Below are 17011 nucleotides of genomic sequence, written 5' to 3' on the forward strand. Positions count from 1 at the left end.
CCAATCGGCTTTTGGGCCAATCAGGCCGTCACATAGATGCTGCCGGCTTCGACGGTGACTGGAAATGTGCGAGCGCGAATGGACGGATCGACCAAGGCTTCACCTGACTTGATGTCGAATTCCCAGCCATGCCAGGCGCATCGAACGATCTCGTTTTCGCGATGATAGATGAATTGCGCTTGTTCAACGGGCGCGGTTGTCCCGCATTGCGGTCCCTCGCAAAGTGGAGCGCCGCGGTGCGGACAGACATTCAGCAGCGCGTGGAATGAATCTCCGATGCGGAAAATCCCGACCGAAAGGCTGCGGATCTTGGCGATAAACGGAGATCCTGTTTCGATCTCGTGGACGCGGCAGATATATGTCTTCTCGGGCATCGTATGGTTCCTCAGGCAGCATTCGCGGCTTGCGCACGGGGGATGCGTTTGTAGACTTCCAACGCATTCAGTCCCATGATCTTGCTCTTCCAGGCAGGAGGGATTTGCAGCGTGTTGGCATCGTCGTAATCCCAGTGCGGATAGTCCGACGCAAACATCAGCGTGTTTTCCCCGTCCATCGCTTCGAGCGTGGACCAGAGATGTTGGATGTTTGCAGGTTGCTCCAGCGGCTGCGTGGAAAAGCGGATGTTGCGCCGGCAATATTCCGATGGCAGCATCTTCAGCCATGGCGTCTCTTTACGCAGCGCTTTGTAGTCGGCATCCAGGCGCCACAGGACCGACGGAACCCAGGCGACACCGCACTCGATGATCACGAAGTAGAGGTCCGGCCACTTCTCGAAGACGCCATGGGCGATCATGCTTGCCACGTGCGACATCGCGGACATGTGCAAAATGGCATGCGTTTCCCAGAAGAATGTCGTGGGCGCAGGCGCAATGGCAGTTGAATTCACGCCGCCATGCCCGCCCAGATGTATGGCGAACGGCAACCCTACTTCAGCGCAAGCTTCGTAGATCGGATGGTAGAACGGGTCTCCATACGGCTTGACGGACCCTTGGGAAGCGAGAACCTGGACCATACGCGGATAACTGCCCAGACGGCGTATCTCGGCGGCAGCGAGCTTCGGATCCTGTGGTGCGATGATGATCGAACCCATGAAACGATCGTCTTTCGGCAGCCATTGGTTGATCTGATAGTCATTGTAGGCGCTGACCAGGGCGCTGGCATAGTAAGGATTGGCGAGGGTCGACGCCTCGATCGGCTCATCGCCGGTGAGGATCGCCACGTCGACTTTGTACTTGTCGAGGTGCTTCTCTTTCATGATGAGATAATTGTCGGCTTCCGTCTTCGGACGGACGTCCTTGCGGGAGAAGTCCTGCGGATGAAACCAGGGGCGATGGCCATGCGGAAATGCGCCGACTGGACCTGTTTTCTCGCCCTCGGTGAACATGTCTTTCCACAAGCCGGAAAGGTATGGCGTCAACACGGTGGCGCTTGACCAGTAATTGTGACAGTCGCAATCAACTATGAACACTTTGTTCCGCTCCGTGGCCCGTCCCGGCGGTGCGCCGGCCGATGATCTGGTGCAGCTTCCCCCTTGAGTATTGTTTGATCAAGCTTATGGTAGGCAGGAACATGATCGAATTTTTCGATCGGGATTTCCATGCAGCTTGATCACATCGAAACCTTTCTCGACATCATCGAATTGAGAAATTTCAATCGCACCGCAGATCGGTTGGGCTTAACCCAATCGACAATCAGCACCCGCATCAAGAACCTGGAGAGCGCAATCGGATCTGAACTGTTCCAACGCGGACGCGCCGGGGCAGAGCCGACTGCCGCAGGGCGCCGGTTCGAAGCCTACGCAAGATCTCTGGTATCCACTTGGTCGCAGGCTCGCCACGATGTCCGGGCCTTCAACCGTTTCGAAGGCACCTTGCGCGTTGCCGCCCAAGTGGGCATGACCCGCTCAGTCCTGCCCGGGTGGGTCGAAACCCTGTGCCAAGCACTTCCGAAGTCCTCAATCCATGTCGAGTCGGATTATTCGAACCAGATGGTCAGCGACCTCAGCATGGGAAACCTGGATATCGCGGTGCTTTATGCCCCCCGCTACTTGCCTGAGATCGCATACGAGCACCTGATGGTCGAGGAATATTTAATGGTTTCGACTGCCGCCAGAAACCTGTCGGACGTCGATCCCGACACCTACATCCGCCCAGGCTACACCGTCGTGCTGGAGAAAACGCACGCAGAGATGCTGGCTCAATTGGCGATCTGCCGACTTTCGACCGGATCGGAAGCTCTGGCGGAGATCATGCTCCGGCGAACGGGCGGCACTTGCTACATGCGCAGCGATGATGCGCGCAGGTTTACCGGTGAGATTCCATCGTTCCTGGTCGAAGGAGCGCCGACCTTGCACCAGCCAGTCCATACGGCGATACTGGCACGCCGCAAACACGAACCGATCATTCGCAAAGGCATCCGTGCTCTCCATCTCGCTGTTATGTCGCTGGAGGTTTAATCGATATTCCCGATCATAACGCTGGGATAATATTGCTGTTCAGCGGGGTAAGAACTGGCATGTTCGCTCGACCTAACGCCGAGCCGCACGATGAATGCATACGCCTCCATCCAAGCCTCAGATGTCGTGCCCACCATGCGTCAGCGGCGATGGGCACAAAAGACGCGAGATATAGTGCTCTGCCGTCGCGTGATAGACGAGACGCACGATGTGAAAACATTTGTTCTCACATCTGCCGCTGGTCGGATGTTCTGCTTCAGCGCGGGCCAGTATGTTCTCGTGCACCTCAGGATCAACGGCGCCACAATAACGCGCGCCTACTCGGTATCGTCACCGCCGACGCGACCGCTTGATCTTCAGATCACCGTGAAGCGAACGCAGGGCGGGCTCACTTCCAACTGGATCCATGACCATTTGACGCCGGGCAGCGAGATCGAGATCGAAGGGCCGCTCGGTTCGTTCAATCTGGATAAATTGCCGTCGGAGAAACCTGTTTTCCTTTCGGGCGGGAGCGGCGTGACTCCGACCATGTCAATGCTGCGTGCGCTTACAGACCGCGCAGACGACAGGGAGATCCGCTTCATTCACAGCGCGAAAACCCCAGGCGACATCATCTTCCGAGCGGAACTGGAAGCACTTGCCGCTCGCTTTCCCAATGTTCAAGTGACTTTGGTTTGCGGCCAGGGAGGTCCCGCTTGGACGGGTTCAACCGGCCGAATTGATGGTCGGATGCTGCTGAGCCTGGTTCCCGATCTTCACAAGCGCACCGTTTTTGCCTGTGGGCCCGAAGGATACATGAAGACGGCACGCGCCTGCCTTGATGCAATAGGCTTCCCGCCGGCGCAGTATCACGAGGAGAGTTTCGGAGGCAGCAATGGTTCTCGGTCGGAATTGGGCTTGGCGATTTCGTCTTCGGTCCGTTTTGTCCGCTCGGGTGTGGAGCATCGCTGCGCGCCCGGAGAGACCCTGCTGGACGCGGCGCGGAACTGTGGCATCTACATCCCAACCGCCTGCCAGCAGGGCGTTTGCGGAACGTGCCGAATAGCCAAACTATCCGGCGAGGTTACCATGGACGATTTGGGCGGACTGAATGCTAAAGAGAAATCTGCCGGCTATGTCCTGGCATGTTGCAGCCGCCCGCGAGGGACGGTTTTGCTCGATGCTTAGCTCGGCGTTGTTGACTGTTGGAAGATTCCGTCGGCGCACGCATCGGCGTCAGGGTCTAACCCAACGGCTCGACGCTCGAAGCTGTCAGTCCGTTATCGGCCCCCAAATGAGACGTTGGAAGCATTGAGGGCAGGGGACAGTTCGTGGCGCAAACGAGATAGCAGCTCCGAGTAGTCATCGCTGTTCGCGAAACGGTCGATTTCTGGACATCGCAATGTCGGGTATGGACTAACGCGCTATCTCGGCTCGAGGACCCATTCAGGTACGCGCCTGACATTAGGTATTGAGCATAGATCCGTGCGTCCCGGAAAGCGGACGCGGCACGATCCGGGTTAGGCGAGTAAGATAATACGCTCGATGACGGCGGCGCGCGCGGGAACGTCGCAACCAAGGATGAAGCTGTTGCTGGAGTCGAGCGGGCATTCACGCGGCCATGCCGGAGCAGATCGGCGCTACGACGGCCCAGCAGCCTTTGTCGCGGGGGGTTGTGTGCGTCAAGTTCTGCAAAATGGGGCAACCATGATGCTGGTCCTGCGGCTTGGCGCAGAGCGACCAGCGATCGCCATTTCCGATGCCAGCGCCTAAGCCTTTTATGAGACCTAAGCGCAGCTTGCCGGCCGCAGCATGGTCCCAATTTGGGACGAATAGTTTGGCACCCATATTGCACCCACATCTTTCGCCGGCTGATCCCCGGTCCTGATCGCGTACTCTGATCAGGTGTAAGGCTCGCCGGGCTCGAGGTTGTTGGGGTCTTCGCCCGGCGAGTTGTCTGCCAATGCGCAGTCACAGCCACATGGTGACGCCATACTCCGAAATGCCGCAAGCATTCCGCGGTTGTGCATCGCCCGACCAAGGTCGATCGGTATGGGACTTCAGTCGCGCTAAAGGGGGATACGGTCTGCGACTCCGGATTTTTTGCTAGATTTCAGAGGGTTACAAAGCGCTTCGCAGTCGTCAGTCGCTCATTGCAACAAGCATTTATCTAAAGTTCATTCAGTCGAATTAGGAAACTCTTATAAGCCGCTCTATAACGAATCGGCGAGGTGGCTATTCGCCTGAGGAGGTACCATGACATCCCGAAAAACCCTTTTGGCGGCGCTTGCCGCGCTTGCGCTAGTGACCGCTCCTGCTTTCGCTGGTGCGGGTGGAAACGGTGGTGGTCACGGCAATGGTGGTGGTCACGGCAATGGTGGTGGTCACGGCAATGGCGGTGGTCACGGCAATAGCGGCAAGTCCGGCAACGGCGGCGGGAAGTCCGGCAACAGCGCTTCGCACGGCAAGTCGGCATCGGCTCACGCCGGAAAGAAGGCCTCGGGCGAAGACCAGGTCGCCGTCGACGACATTGAGGTCGCCGCGACGCCTAAGGACAAGAACATTCACGCCAAGCTTGGCCGGCTGAACTCGCTGCAGCGCAACATCAACGCTTATATGAACTCCAAGAGCAAGAAATTCGCCGGCATTCAGGCTTATGTGACAGCTTCGGCTGCCGCCAAGGGCGCCCAAGCCGCGGTAGATGCCGCCCAAGCGGAAGTCGACGCGTTGAACGCCAAATTGAACGACCCGAATACTCCGGCCGACCAAGTCCCGACCCAGGAGCAGATCGATGCAGCGCAGGCGGCGCTCGATGCCGCCAATATAGCGGCGGCCGATGCTGCTGCCGCCGTCCCATCGCTGGATGACGCGCTCGCCGATATGGCCAACAAGCCGGTCGACGCCGAGGTCACCGAATGGGCCAACAGCGTGCTTGCCGAGAAGATCGACGAGATGGCTTCCAAACAGGATCCTGCGCCAACGCCGTAAGACCGGTCACCGCTGAAACGACCCTAGTCGAACGTGCAAGCCGCCGGGTCACACCCCCGGCGGCAGGGAGACGACGAGCTTGCCACCTTTTCTCCTCTTTGAGGGCGACCCCTAAACAAGCGGAGTCGCTACCGACGCTTAGGAACAAAAGTGCCGAAATACCGTGTTGAGGAGATCGCAGCCGATGCCGTGACGGCCACCCACACCGTCAACGCGAAAACTCCGATCAGGGCGGCGCGCGAAGCGGCGGAACGCGAGGTCATTCTACGCCCGGCCACATCTTCGAATACAGCTCAGCCTGTAGGGCGGTCCATACCCGGCTGGCCGCGGCTCACGCTGGTTTCTTGAAACGCACCATGCCGTCGACCTCGATGCGCAAGTTCGACTATTGACCCGGACCAGGGTTCTCTCGGTCTGTTTGAGCGAGGGGGGAAGCAATACGATTTCCTGGGCGTGCCGCTTGAGGCGTTTGTCGCGTTCAAATCTGCCCCACCAAGGGCCGCTATTCAACAATCACATCCGCAACCAACTATGCATTCCGGCTCGCCCAAGAAAAGGCTGCAGGCTCCTTGGACGATTAAGGGAGGTTCTTTCAGAAAAACGGCCCGCGCTGATCGAAGGGCGCGGGCCGGTCCGTTGCCGCCGGTCGGCAGCGGGAGGCATCCATTCCGGCCGGTGCAACCAGCCCCTCCCGCCACAATTAGCAACCTTCGGCAGTCGTTTTCATCTGTCCAGGGGCTGCGGACTTGGCACTGGTGTCATCCTGTTGACCAGGAGCGGCCTGCTTAGCACTGCCACTCTGCTGGCCGGGCGCACAGTCCTTCGCTGAGTTCGAATTGGTCGACTTCGTTGTGGTCGAATCCGTGTTGTTATCTGTCGTCGGCATCGTTGTGGTAGTGGAGGAGCCACTCGACGTCGTCCCTGTTGTCCCTGTCGTCCCCGCGAACGCAAGCCCGCTGGAAAGAGCCATCATGGCAGTGGCAAAAAGAAGCCGTTTCATTCTTCATCTCCTAATGGCAAGTAATGTCCCTTCCATTCGATAACGGGGGATGCGAAGGATCGGTTCCAACGCGACCTTGTCTTGACCGGCAGCTTTGGGGCGGCCGTTAGCGGACTGGCAGCCTTCACACGGCGGATCTTCGGTAGCTGACATTCCGGCTAGCGCGGACATCGCCTTCCCCATGGGCAGAAATTAGTCTCCTGGGGCCCGCCCACGTTTCTCTCAAGCCACCGATTTCATGGCCGACAGGTTATCACGATGTGTCTGAAGGTGGAGAAGCTGATCGTCGCCCCTTGGTTGTGCAGCCCTTCAGCCGTGGGCCAACCTCCGAACACCCTTGAAAAAGAACTTGAAGTCGTCCCGCACCAGAGCGAACGTCTTCGGATGATCGGGATAACACGGCGGTCACGAGACACCTGTTCCCGCGTCTTTTGCTCGCTCGCCGGCGCAGCGGCAAATTGATCATAGACGGTACTAAGTGGTCTTGCTGCTCCGGCATCTCGCCGTGAGGAAGAAATGACGCTGAGGATGCCCAACTGTCGTCGGGTCCGCTGGCCGCGCTTATGGGTCACGCGGCAGGCGTTGCAATCCCTTCTAAAGCGATGATCCTGGTGTTAGCGGAACGTTTGCGGATCTCGATCAGCCGGGCGTATTCCGGCGAATTATACCAGCCCATCAATGACGCCATGTCGGGGAATTCGACAATGACCAGTCGGTGTGGATCCCAATCACCTTCCAAAACCTTGGTGGCGCCACCGCGGCCCAGGTACCGCCCACCGTACCGCTCTTCGGTAGCGGGAACGTCCCGCCGATATTCCTCGAACAAGGCAGCGTCTTTTACGTCTACATCCGCTATCAGATAGGCAGCCATCTGTGTTTCCTCCTTAGACCCCGCTCGCCCTCCTCGGCTTCGGCGTCGTCGGTCCGCACCCTAACGACGATCTCCGTGGCGACATCCAGCGCCAGCGCGCTTTTCGATGATTGTTGGCGCTGCCACGGCTTTCCTTCTTTCGCATGGTTCGCAAAGATTAGCATGATCGCTGCTCTCGTGTCTGGCGGTCTCCCTCAAAGAAGCGTCATCGAGCGCCCTTCAGATGAGACACCGCCGTCTCGACAGGTAGGCTCGGCAGTGTTCGGTTTTTCTTCGGTTCTTTTCATCCAAAACTTACTTGTAGAAAAGCGCGAATGAAAATAGGAAATATGCAACCTGAAAGATGATAAAAATCAGCAAGGTCCATGCAAGGGACTTCCAGAACGAATCGGTTGCTAGGTAAGTCCAGGTCGCTACCACGGTCGACGTGGCAAACATCCCAATCAGTAATCGCGGAAAAAACATCATGTTCAATGCCGCCCGTAGCTGGACCGACCGGTCTCACGTCTACTCCCCAGAAGAACGTAAGGTTTCACTAAATTAGTAATTGCGCAAGCACCAATGGCCAGAACCAAACCTTCCGAACAGCTTTCCCGGGCTGAAATCGAGCGCTTCCTGGCGGCAGCCGAAGCGCTGCACAAGAGCATATTCGGGTCGCTGTGCGTACCACAGCGAGCATGCCAAGCTCTGTGAGGTCCATCGACCCCTTTTGAAGGCGATCGAGAACATCACCGGCCACAAGGCGCAGTTCATCCAAAGGAACGGGACAGGGCCGTCTCAGCCGCGCGGGAGCCGTCTGGCTAGCCGCCGGTCAAGTCCTATAAGCTCGGATGCGAAGCTTCGCTTCTCTTCCCGCAGGGTATTGCGACGCATTTTAAGCGCTTGAGTTTGCCGACGGTCTTCTCGAAGCGTACACTTTAATACCTGGGGTGGCGAAGCCCGCCAGCCGAGTGGTTGCCCTCCGCTCGCAGCCAACCGGCTCCGTGGCTCGGTGAATGGCTAGCACTGTCGCAGCAGTCCTCCGAACGCAGCCCGCCATGGCGGTGGCCGGCTTAGCAGTCTGATGCCCCCTCGCGGGCGAGATTGTCCACGTCGAGCGGATTGCTGACCAGTTTCAGCGCGCCGTCCGGGTTGCGCGGCCATTCCGCTTCCGGGCGATCCCAATAGAGTTCTACCCCGTTGCCGGGGATCGCGCACATAGATCGCCTCCGAGCCGCCATGGTCATTCGCGCCGGTGAGCGTCACCCCTGCTGCTCGCAGGCGGCGCAGCGCAGCCGCCAACGCCGCCCGTGTCGGATAGAGAAAGGCGACATGGTGTAGGCCCGTCGTGCCAATCGGGGGCGCGGCGCCGCCGCGGCTTTTCCAGTTAGTGAGCGCCAGATGATGGTGATATCCGCCCGCCGCGAGAAAGGCAGCCTCCTCGCTTAGCGACATGGTGACGCCGAACCCGAGGGCACCGCAATAAAAGGCTAGCGATCGCTCGATGTCGGCGACGTTGAGATGGACGTGACCGACCCGAACGCGCGGGTTGATGGCATATTTTTCGACGACGCTGGCGGCGTCATTGGGATTGATCGATTGATCGTTCATGGCCTCCGCTCCCCTGCTGGCGATTTCCACAAGCGAAATCATCGCGCAAATGCATTGCCCGGAAAATATGAGATGACTGGAATGAGCATCCCGTTTTCTGCATAATCCGGGAATGCGCATCGACGAGATATGTGTCTTCATCAACGTCCTCGAGGCAGGGAGCTTTGCCGGCGCGGCGCGCCGTCTCGGCATGCCTGCAACGACAGTGAGCGCCAAGGTCGCGGCCCTGGAGCGACGGCTCGGGCTCTCGTTGATCCAGCGCACGACCAGAAAGCTGCGCGCTACGCCCAAGGGCCAAGCCTATTTCGAGCGGTGTCGCATCGCGCTGCGAGAAATCGAGACCGTCGAAGCTGAGCTTCGCGCAGAGTCGGCGGGGATGGACGGACAGCTTCGGCTGACGGCGTCAGTGGATATCGCGCAGACGCTTCTACCGCCTGTTATTGCAGCGTTCCGTAAGGCTTATCCGGCGGTCGCCGTTGATCTCGTCGTCACCGACCGCGTTGCCGATCTCGTCGCCGACGGCATCGACCTCGCCGTGCGCGTCGGCCCGTTGCGCGATTCCAGCCTGATCTCACGCGCTTTCGTGACGGGTCCTTCAGGACACTTCCAAGGCCTACCTCGGCCGCCGGGGCACACCTGTCTCACTGGAGCAACTCGAACATCACGATCTAATCGCCCTCAGCAAGGCATGGGCGCGACCGCTGCCGATGCTGGCGGGCGACCGGAAGATCGGTGTTGACCTGACAGGGGGCCTCACCTGCGATGATCTGCTAACGGTGAGGGCGCTCGTGGCGATAGGATTGGGCATCAGCTTTCTTCCAGGCTATCTCGCCCATCAGCTCGATCTGGTGCGGGTACTCCCCGAACTGCGTTCACCGTTTACCGGCCTAGTCTTTGCTTATCCGGCACAGAAGTGGGCGCAACGACACCGGTCGCACCTGGTGCAGATGTTCGACAGCTCCGTGGTGCGCGGTCATGTCTCGGCGGTAGGGGCAAAAGGGCCTAGGCGATAAGATAGGTATTGCCCTGCGGAATCGGGTGGGATTCTAACTGCGATGACACACGAATTGCTTGCAGACGACGGTTGGGCCGAGACGATTGAGCTTCTCGGCGGCGAAGATTTGCTTACGCGGAGCGCCCGCGAGACGAAGGCGTTCCTGCGTCCGCAGGGCGTTCAATCGGCGCCCGATTTGTTGCGCCTGACGCGCGGCGGCTTCTCGACCAAAATCCATCTGAAGACACCTAACGCGTTCATTGGACAGCGACCCATTACTTGGCCCGCCGGCTCATGTTGGCGGGCTTTTTTGCGTCAGTCGGGAACAACCTCGCTCTGAGGCTGTTCGTTCACACCCGGCTCGTTCTTCAGCGATTCCTGCCGGTGACCAAGATGTCCTCTCCACTCGTCATGGTCGGCCCGCGCAGCCTCGGAAGCAGGCGCGGGCCTCATTCGCCGTCATTGCTGTGTGCTCGGTGCGCAACCGCTTCTTTGAATGCGCGTGCTGCTGCATCGCAAGCGACACGTGAGGAGCCGTTCACGGACAGGATGATTTCGGCTGCCTTCACGGTCAAACCGTGTTTTTCGGCGAACTCTGCGGCTGTGTATGCGAGTTTTGTTTTTTCGCTACTCCGCATTTCTGACTCCATAGATCTCTTGCGCCTCGTGCAAGCTCTGTCGGGCCTGTTGCAGTGATCGATGCAAGTTCGCCAGCAATTCGTCGGCGTCGGCCGTCGGACTGCCTTCGTGATCCAGTAAGCCGACGATAATATCCTGCTTGGAAACGATGCTCTCGTTGTGAACGAGTTGGCCCATAAAATATATGAGCCGGCTCTGTGCCGGTGTGGGCATGGGCCTTCTCCCTGGTCGGGCGAAAGCCTGATGATCGCTCCCAAGCGCCTCGTGCCTGTTTGTTTTTGATTTTTCGAGGCGACCGCAGCAGTGTGCGCTCGTTAGCAGGCCATGGCAACCGGCCAGGCAATTGCAGCATCCACGCTGCGCACGCCGCCCTGACCGCGCGTGCCGGCCCCTGGCGTCGCTCGGCCGCTACTTCAGTGTTTCCGGTTGACAATCGTGGTCGGCGCACCGCATTTTCGCATTGAGGGACAAACGTGGGGAACCCTGCATGAAGAAGCCTTATCAGAAGCCGGAACTAAAGAAGCGCGAGAAGCTTTCGGCCGTAACGGCTGTGTGCACGCCATCAACCTGCACCGATGAGTGAGAACCTTTAGGCCCAAGGCGCTTTGCCGAAATTCGCTAGAGAGGGACTGCAGTGAAGAAAGAATACAGCAAGCCAGTACTGACCAAACGTGGGCGTCTCAGCGCAGTGACGGCGCAATTGGCACCCAGTGTTGAACCCAGAGGAGCCTAGGCAAACCCCTGCAACAAAGCCAGTTGGCTTCGGCGGCGGGCTTTTCCGCTTCCAGGCGCCGAAACTTATCTTCGCGTGCCTGTCACAACGAGCCATGCGGTTTCCGTGCTCGGTCTCCGCACTTCAGGGTCGCTGAACCCTGCCTCTCGCAAGGCAGCAATGACCTCATCCGGCTCGCGAGGTGTAAAAATATCGGCCGGCATGTTCATCCGGTCCATATGTGCCTTCGGGAGGAAGCCAAGCACGACGCGACCGCCTGGTTTGAGGACGCGATGGAGCTCTGCGGATCCAGCTCTAAGGCTTTGCCAGAAGTACACTGTGTGGACGCTGAGAGCCTTGTCGAATGTGCTATCCGGCAAGGGCAAGTCCTCGACTAGCCCGGTTCGGAACTCGGCTCGTCCGACGCGCACTGCATCGGCGAACCGGTGGGAGGCAGCGTTCACGACATCCTGCGAGCGGTCAACACCGCAAACGAATGCTGCCTCACGGATAAGTTGCGGCAGTAAAACTGCGCCGCCGAAACCGACCTCCACGGCACGATCTACCGGGACCAGGTGCACTTGATCGAGAGCGTAGCCGTTGAGCCGGGCATTGCCCCGGTTCATTCCGGCCCGGACCAGCCAGCCGCCGGTTCGGTCGGCCAGGACAGTGGTTTCGCTATAAATCGTGGCGCCATCCGATCCCACCCATATTCGGGTCATCTAGCCACCATGCGCCTAGAAGCGGCCGCCCCGCAAACGCTGCTTCGATAGCGATGACCAGTTGGGTTGTGCTGCGCTCTTAGGCGTCGCATTCCAGCGGCTGGTGGTCCGGTTGCTCGTGCCACATCACCTGGCGGAAGTCGCGACGGTCTACCTTTTGCGCGCAAATGGGGCGCGCATAGAAATGCTCTTCCCAGTCAGGTCATGTGGCTTGCCGGGGATGGGCGGTCCGAGGTTGGCTATTCTGGCCGTGCCCGACCGAACCCGTCGTAGCGGCAAAACTTCTGCAAGGCGTGCCCGTTGTCCGATCGCCCGCTCGCATTTTTTGTACCATATATTCGCGGCTTCCATTAGCATCCCCTCATGGCAACTCTGCGGTACGGCGTAAGGCGGGAACCGGATGGGACGTGGACGGTGTTCGACGTGTTCACCGGGCTGCCGGCTATTGTAGCGGGCCACCCATCTGTCGACCTTCCCGACATGGAGTATGCCGAAGAGCTGGCGGCCATCCTGAATGCCAACGACCTGAAGCAGAGGCTATCTCAAGGGAGGTTCCCCGGAGGGTTCGCCTGACTGAAGTGGCATTAGCCCCCGTTGTATGCCCATCCAGGATGGTTCGTCCGATCCGAGCAAGCATTTGTTATTGATCTACCGACTACGACGGTCTTAAATCGACTTGCCATTGCGTTTCGTAGGGAGGATGTGATGAGCAACGTGGTGTCAATTCGCAAGGCCACGCCTCGCGTGGAAGTGGTCGGAGCCAGTGGCGAATGGGTCGTCCGCATCATAGAGACCGACCAGGAAATTACACGCTCATTCGGCCTGGAATCGTTTGCGCTGTCCTTCGCTGAAGGCCAGCGGATACGGCTACATCTCGACAAGGTTGTGCGGCTTCAGGACCCTCCTGCGGCTAGGTAACCTCAGTACCTGGACGGTGTTGGACGATTCCATGGCTGGTGAGATGCTTGCGGTGTGACGTCTCTCGTCCGCCGGACGCAAGGGCGGCGGGCACCTTTTGAATTGACAAGGCGCGGGCTGATTGACAACCTTTGGCTGTAAATGCGCTTTGCCTCAAATTTCCACTGGAGGGACTGCATGAAGAAAGAATACAGCAAGCCAGTACTGACCAAACGTGGGCGTCTGAGCGCAGTGACTGCGCAATTGGCACCCAGTGTTGAACCGCGATCCACATCCTAAGCAAACCACGGCCCTGCAACAAAAGCCCGCTGGCTTCGGTCGGCGGGTTTTGTTCTGACGCGTGGTAGGAACCGGCGATGAGGCTGTTCCTCGTCGCACTCGTTGTTTTGTCTTTGATGGCCGTCGGCTTCTGGCTGGCGGCCCAGTTGTTCCTGCCTCACTGATCGAGCTCCAGCGGCTCATGATCTGGTTGCTCGTGCCACATGACCTGGCGGAAGTCGCGCTTGTCGACCTGCTGGCCGCAGATCGGGCATGGGTGAAATCGATCGTGCCCGTCCTGCGGTTGGTGTGGCTTGCCGGGCTTAGGCGGTCCAAGGTCGGCTATTCTGGTCATGCTCGAACGAACACGATTTCGCGGCAAAAGTTCCTTCAGTTGCTCTTCTCAGTTGGTGAAAGACATCGCACCAAAAGCGATAGTCATCTGGTCGACCGTCGAAATGAGCCTCCAAAGCGCACTGCGCCACGGCGGTCGCCGCTTCCAACCCGTAGAGATCGACCGCAGATTGAGCGGCCTGATCTCGGTACATGCGAGGCGAGGAGGAATTGCAGCGCACCTATTTCGTCTGGCAGGTCGGACTTCATCGAATCGGAATGGGTTTTTTACACATTCGTTTATCTATTCATGGTTTCTAATACATATGGCATCCAACGCGTTCACCCGGATCTGGTTTGCTTTGAGCCGCCTAAGGCGCGCCACGAACGGTAACGTTGCCGTCATCGTTGCCTTCACCTTGCCGGTCGTGGTTGGCGGCGCCGGCCTCGGTGTGGAGACATCCTTCTGGTATTACAGCAGCCTTAAGCTGCAGGCCGTTGCCGATGCCGCGGCCTATGCCGGTGCGCTCGAGAAAGTCGCGGGTTCCGATAACCCGACCATCATCGCCGCCGCCACGCAGTCCGCGACCTCGAACAATTTTGCCACGCCGGGCACGATCCAGGTCAACACGCCGCCATTGTCCGGCCCGAACACCGCGAAGAAGGCGGTGGAGGTCATCGTCAAGCAGAACCTAGATCGCTACTTCACGGCGATTTTCAACCAGGCGCCCGTTGCCGAACAGGCAAGGGCGGTGGCGCTGATCAATGACGCCTCCAAGGCTTGCGTGCTGGCGCTCAGTCAGTCGGCCTCCCAGGCTGCGCTCTTTTCCGGCAACACCACCGTCAACCTCACCGGCTGTTCGGTCATGTCGGACTCGATTGCCTCGGACGCCATAAAGACGCAGGGCTCGGCGGTGCTCAAGGCCGACTGCCTGATCACGGTCGGCGGCATGGTGCTGAACAATCCGGCGACCACGGTCTGCAAGTCCAACATCACCCAGGCCTTGCCGGCAGCCGATCCTTTCTCCAGCCTGGCGGCGCCGACGGCCGGGAACCCGTGCAAGTCTGTCAACGGCAACAAGACGTCGCAAACACTCCAGCCTGGCACCTACTGTAGCGGCATGAGCCTCAGCGGCAACGTCACCCTGCAGCCCGGCGTCTACGTCGTGCAGGGCGGTATGAAGGTCAACGCCAACGCGGTCGTCGCGGGCAGCGGGGTAACCATCTTCATGGCAGGCAGCAACACTGTCAGCATGAACGGCAACGCCAAGGTGACGCTGAGCGCGCCTACCTCCGGAGCCTATTCCGGCGTGCTGTTCTACGGCGACAGGACCGGGACTGCGGCACAGAGCACCTTCAATGGCACAGCGGACTCGCTTTTGACCGGCGCCATCTATTTTCCCAGGCAGCAGGTCAACTATCTTGGCAACTTCTCGGGGAACGGTGGCTGCACTCAGGTCGTCGCCGACACCATCCAGTGGTCAGGCAGTACGACGATCAAGCAGAACTGCACCAGTCTAGGGATGGAAGACATTCCGGCGACGCAGTCCGTTCAGCTCGTCGAGTAGCCGGATGGGTGGGCGGACCTTGCGCATTGTCCGGGACAAATCCGGGATAGCTGCCGTGGAGTTTTCCATGTTGCTGCCGGTCCTGTGCCTCGTTTGCCTCGGCATCGCCGACGGCTGGTCCTACGTGACGAGTTACCTGCAGATGCGCGCGGGCGTTAAAACCGCGGCCAATCTCGTAATGGCCGGCGCGTCCAATGACACGGGAACGCAGGCGGTCGCGCTTTCGAGCTGGAACGACAAGCCCGAGGACGCCGCCGTCGTGCTGATCCGCTCCTATTTGTGCGGCGCCACGGTCGTGGATGAGACCACCATCTGCGGCGGAACAAAGCTGCCGACTGTCTTCGTCCAGATAACGGCCACGGGCACCTGGGTGCCCCCGTTCAACTTCGGTGTTTTCCCGGACCCGCGCGCGATCAGCCATCAGGAGGTGATCCGTGTCCGCTGAAAGGATCGGATCCAGGTGGCGCCGTGACTGCTCCGGCGCAGCCGGGCTGGAATTCGCCTTGATCGCGCCTTTCCTGGTGATGCTTTTGTTCGGAATCTTCGCCTTCGGCTGGGCCATGAATGCCGTGTCGACCGTCCGCTATACACTGGAAACCTCTTCTCGGGCGCTGCAGCTGAACAACACGCTTTCGCAGAGCGACATCCAGGCCATCGCCACGCAGAAATTGGTGAACCTGGGTCTGCAGAACGTCATTGTGACGATCGCGATCGACCCTGCCAGCGGCGGCTTCAAGATGGCGCATCTGACCGCGAGCTATGCCTTCGTCATCGCTTTCCCGTATTTCGACCAGTATCCGATAAATTACGCCACGACCGTCACGGTGCCTCTGGTTGCTAGCTAGGCGTACGACCGGCTTTCGTTGAGTTGGCGGCCCTGTATTCAGCTTCCCAAGGCAATGCGTCGAAGTCGGGCTTGTGCCCCGCTTCACGGTAGGCGGCCTGAGTGAGGAAACCTGCTTTGTCCCGCTCCACAACGCAAACAAATGGCGGAGTGCCCGGGCACCTATAAACGCCTACAGCTTTTTCCATGCAACAGGTGTGCTACGGGTGCTCGGAGATGTCGTCCTTCATTACGATGACAGAACAAGAGCGAGGACAGCAGCGGCCCGGCATCACTGAAAGGGTGCGGGTTGGTAAAATTCGTACAACTCTTTTCATTGCGGAGAGAGTTTCGGCGAGCTTATTAATGTGTCGTTTGCCATTGCCTTTTCTGGGAGGCTGCGATGGTTGCAACGCCCATAGATATCGCTCGAGCGGCCACTACGGCCACCTTGCTGATGCGCCAGAAGTCCATGGCGGAACCCGCCACATTTCGCCGGGACATGGATCAATCGCGCAGGGCCATCCGAGCCTCACGCGAGCTTCTGAAGCGCCTTGGTCAACGTCGTCGCGACGTGGCGCTAGGCTGGGAAGATGCCGACCCGTCTACTGTTGCCGTCTCCGCCTTTCAAGCCGACGTTCTCCGATGTGCATTCCGAGCCCTAGTAGGGGAAACGGGTACGCCTGAGTGTCAATGGCGCGATTTAGCCAAGGCCCTGGTGCGCGATTTCACTGGGTGCGAGCTGATCGAAACTGGCTTGGTGGATTGGATCGTCAGCAAGTAGCCGCTGCCCGCCAGCGGCCCAGCAGCGGTCTGCGGGGACTTTGCAGCGGACGCGCTGGGCCTGACCGGTGGGGCGGTGTGGTATCCGCCGGCTGGCGAACATATGCGCCTCCTGCCAACGCCAGCGAAACATCCAAACGAACGAGGCGATCTAACCGCGATCTCGCCATCCAAGGCCAACACATAGGCCGATAGCAAAGGCCTATAATCGCTGAGAGAACGAAAATGGCCGACGCCATGGTTGGGGAACCCGGGTGGGTAGGCGCCGGCCACAAGCGGAACAAGCCCGCCGCGCCACACACATGGCTGATTTGTCATCACGTGGTTATGGTGTTCGCGCAGGGCTGCACCAGCGGAACTTAGTAAACGCCGCTTGGT

20 protein-coding genes and 1 pseudogene are annotated in these 17011 nt (G+C 59.3%); 12 read left to right on the forward strand and 9 right to left on the reverse strand.

The window, feature by feature from the left end; genetic code table 11:
- Nucleotides 1-20: 20 nt before the first annotated feature.
- Nucleotides 21-374, reverse strand: coding sequence for a Rieske (2Fe-2S) protein (locus tag AC3EML_RS18215; RefSeq protein WP_023690448.1), 354 nt, complete (start codon nucleotides 372-374; stop codon nucleotides 21-23).
- A gap of 11 nt (nucleotides 375-385) precedes the next feature.
- Nucleotides 386-1468 (reverse strand): amidohydrolase family protein, encoded by a 1083-nt coding sequence (locus AC3EML_RS18220; RefSeq protein ID WP_031201701.1) that lies wholly within the window; start codon nucleotides 1466-1468, stop codon nucleotides 386-388.
- Between the two features lie 129 nt (nucleotides 1469-1597).
- Between AC3EML_RS18220 and AC3EML_RS18225 the strand changes: the two genes are divergently transcribed.
- The 3 genes from AC3EML_RS18225 to AC3EML_RS18235 all read left to right on the forward strand — a co-directional run bounded on the left by AC3EML_RS18225 (nucleotide 1598) and on the right by AC3EML_RS18235 (nucleotide 5422).
- Nucleotides 1598-2455 (forward strand): LysR family transcriptional regulator, encoded by an 858-nt coding sequence (locus AC3EML_RS18225; RefSeq protein WP_488505284.1) that lies wholly within the window; start codon nucleotides 1598-1600, stop codon nucleotides 2453-2455.
- 90 nt (nucleotides 2456-2545) lie between these two features.
- Nucleotides 2546-3622, forward strand: coding sequence for an FAD-binding oxidoreductase (locus tag AC3EML_RS18230; RefSeq protein ID WP_084013113.1), 1077 nt, complete (start codon nucleotides 2546-2548; stop codon nucleotides 3620-3622).
- A gap of 1068 nt (nucleotides 3623-4690) precedes the next feature.
- Nucleotides 4691-5422, forward strand: a complete 732-nt coding sequence (locus AC3EML_RS18235) for a hypothetical protein (protein WP_023694064.1) — start codon at nucleotides 4691-4693, stop codon at nucleotides 5420-5422.
- A 1568-nt stretch (nucleotides 5423-6990) separates the two neighbouring features.
- Here AC3EML_RS18235 and AC3EML_RS18240 read toward each other — a convergent pair.
- The 3 genes and pseudogenes from AC3EML_RS18240 to AC3EML_RS18250 all read right to left on the reverse strand — a co-directional run bounded on the left by AC3EML_RS18240 (nucleotide 6991) and on the right by AC3EML_RS18250 (nucleotide 8883).
- Nucleotides 6991-7293 carry a DUF1330 domain-containing protein gene (locus tag AC3EML_RS18240; RefSeq protein ID WP_023670645.1) on the reverse strand — a complete coding sequence of 101 codons (303 nt, stop codon included), beginning with the start codon at nucleotides 7291-7293 and terminating at the stop codon, nucleotides 6991-6993.
- 294 nt (nucleotides 7294-7587) lie between these two features.
- A complete protein-coding gene (locus AC3EML_RS18245) occupies nucleotides 7588-7761 on the reverse strand; it encodes an exopolysaccharide production repressor protein (RefSeq protein ID WP_023690455.1) in 174 nt (57 codons plus the stop codon).
- A gap of 584 nt (nucleotides 7762-8345) precedes the next feature.
- Nucleotides 8346-8883: pseudogene (locus tag AC3EML_RS18250) on the reverse strand (VOC family protein).
- Nucleotides 8884-8995: 112 nt separating this feature from the next.
- Between AC3EML_RS18250 and AC3EML_RS18255 the strand changes: the two are divergent.
- The 3 genes from AC3EML_RS18255 to AC3EML_RS18265 are packed head-to-tail and all read left to right on the forward strand — an operon-like array spanning nucleotide 8996 to nucleotide 10217.
- Nucleotides 8996-9622, forward strand: a complete 627-nt coding sequence (locus AC3EML_RS18255) for a LysR family transcriptional regulator (RefSeq protein WP_023690457.1) — start codon at nucleotides 8996-8998, stop codon at nucleotides 9620-9622.
- Entirely contained in the window at nucleotides 9528-9896 is a 369-nt protein-coding gene (locus tag AC3EML_RS18260; RefSeq protein WP_084013112.1) for a LysR substrate-binding domain-containing protein, read from the forward strand. Before AC3EML_RS18255 ends, AC3EML_RS18260 begins: the two co-directional genes overlap by 95 nt.
- A gap of 42 nt (nucleotides 9897-9938) precedes the next feature.
- The gene (locus tag AC3EML_RS18265) at nucleotides 9939-10217 is read left to right on the forward strand and encodes a hypothetical protein (protein ID WP_023670652.1); all 279 of its coding nucleotides are present in this window, start codon (nucleotides 9939-9941) and stop codon (nucleotides 10215-10217) included.
- Between the two features lie 109 nt (nucleotides 10218-10326).
- Here AC3EML_RS18265 and AC3EML_RS18270 read toward each other — a convergent pair whose 3' ends face one another.
- From AC3EML_RS18270 to AC3EML_RS18280, 3 genes are all read right to left on the reverse strand, one after another.
- The gene (locus AC3EML_RS18270; RefSeq protein ID WP_245261925.1) at nucleotides 10327-10515 is read right to left on the reverse strand and encodes a hypothetical protein; all 189 of its coding nucleotides are present in this window, start codon (nucleotides 10513-10515) and stop codon (nucleotides 10327-10329) included.
- Nucleotides 10505-10729, reverse strand: coding sequence for a hypothetical protein (locus AC3EML_RS18275; RefSeq protein ID WP_023690459.1), 225 nt, complete (start codon nucleotides 10727-10729; stop codon nucleotides 10505-10507). Before AC3EML_RS18275 ends, AC3EML_RS18270 begins: the two co-directional genes overlap by 11 nt.
- A gap of 585 nt (nucleotides 10730-11314) precedes the next feature.
- Entirely contained in the window at nucleotides 11315-11950 is a 636-nt protein-coding gene (locus AC3EML_RS18280) for a class I SAM-dependent methyltransferase (protein ID WP_023670654.1), read from the reverse strand.
- A 414-nt stretch (nucleotides 11951-12364) separates the two neighbouring features.
- Here AC3EML_RS18280 and AC3EML_RS18285 point away from each other — a divergent pair, with 414 nt between their 5' ends.
- Together AC3EML_RS18285 and AC3EML_RS18290 are read left to right on the forward strand one after the other, a co-directional pair.
- Entirely contained in the window at nucleotides 12365-12523 is a 159-nt protein-coding gene (locus AC3EML_RS18285; protein WP_245265714.1) for a hypothetical protein, read from the forward strand.
- Between the two features lie 132 nt (nucleotides 12524-12655).
- A complete protein-coding gene (locus AC3EML_RS18290; RefSeq protein WP_023690461.1) occupies nucleotides 12656-12868 on the forward strand; it encodes a hypothetical protein in 213 nt (70 codons plus the stop codon).
- Nucleotides 12869-13449: 581 nt separating this feature from the next.
- Here AC3EML_RS18290 and AC3EML_RS18295 read toward each other — a convergent pair.
- Nucleotides 13450-13674 (reverse strand): hypothetical protein, encoded by a 225-nt coding sequence (locus AC3EML_RS18295; protein WP_084013115.1) that lies wholly within the window; start codon nucleotides 13672-13674, stop codon nucleotides 13450-13452.
- Nucleotides 13675-13785: 111 nt separating this feature from the next.
- On the opposite strand from AC3EML_RS18295, the gene AC3EML_RS18300 reads away from it, so the two are divergent.
- The 4 genes from AC3EML_RS18300 (at nucleotide 13786) to AC3EML_RS18315 (ending at nucleotide 16634) form a co-directional block, all read left to right on the forward strand.
- Entirely contained in the window at nucleotides 13786-15027 is a 1242-nt protein-coding gene (locus AC3EML_RS18300; RefSeq protein WP_488505285.1) for a pilus assembly protein TadG-related protein, read from the forward strand.
- Nucleotides 15028-15031: 4 nt separating this feature from the next.
- Complete coding sequence (locus AC3EML_RS18305) at nucleotides 15032-15472, forward strand: TadE/TadG family type IV pilus assembly protein (protein ID WP_031204579.1); 441 nt, start codon at nucleotides 15032-15034, stop codon at nucleotides 15470-15472.
- Nucleotides 15462-15872, forward strand: a complete 411-nt coding sequence (locus AC3EML_RS18310; RefSeq protein ID WP_023716265.1) for a TadE/TadG family type IV pilus assembly protein — start codon at nucleotides 15462-15464, stop codon at nucleotides 15870-15872. The genes AC3EML_RS18305 and AC3EML_RS18310 overlap by 11 nt, the downstream gene beginning before the upstream one ends.
- A gap of 381 nt (nucleotides 15873-16253) precedes the next feature.
- Nucleotides 16254-16634 (forward strand): hypothetical protein, encoded by a 381-nt coding sequence (locus AC3EML_RS18315; protein WP_023690706.1) that lies wholly within the window; start codon nucleotides 16254-16256, stop codon nucleotides 16632-16634.
- Nucleotides 16635-17011: the final 377 nt, after the last annotated feature.

This window comes from Mesorhizobium sp. P170090 (assembly GCF_057786115.1).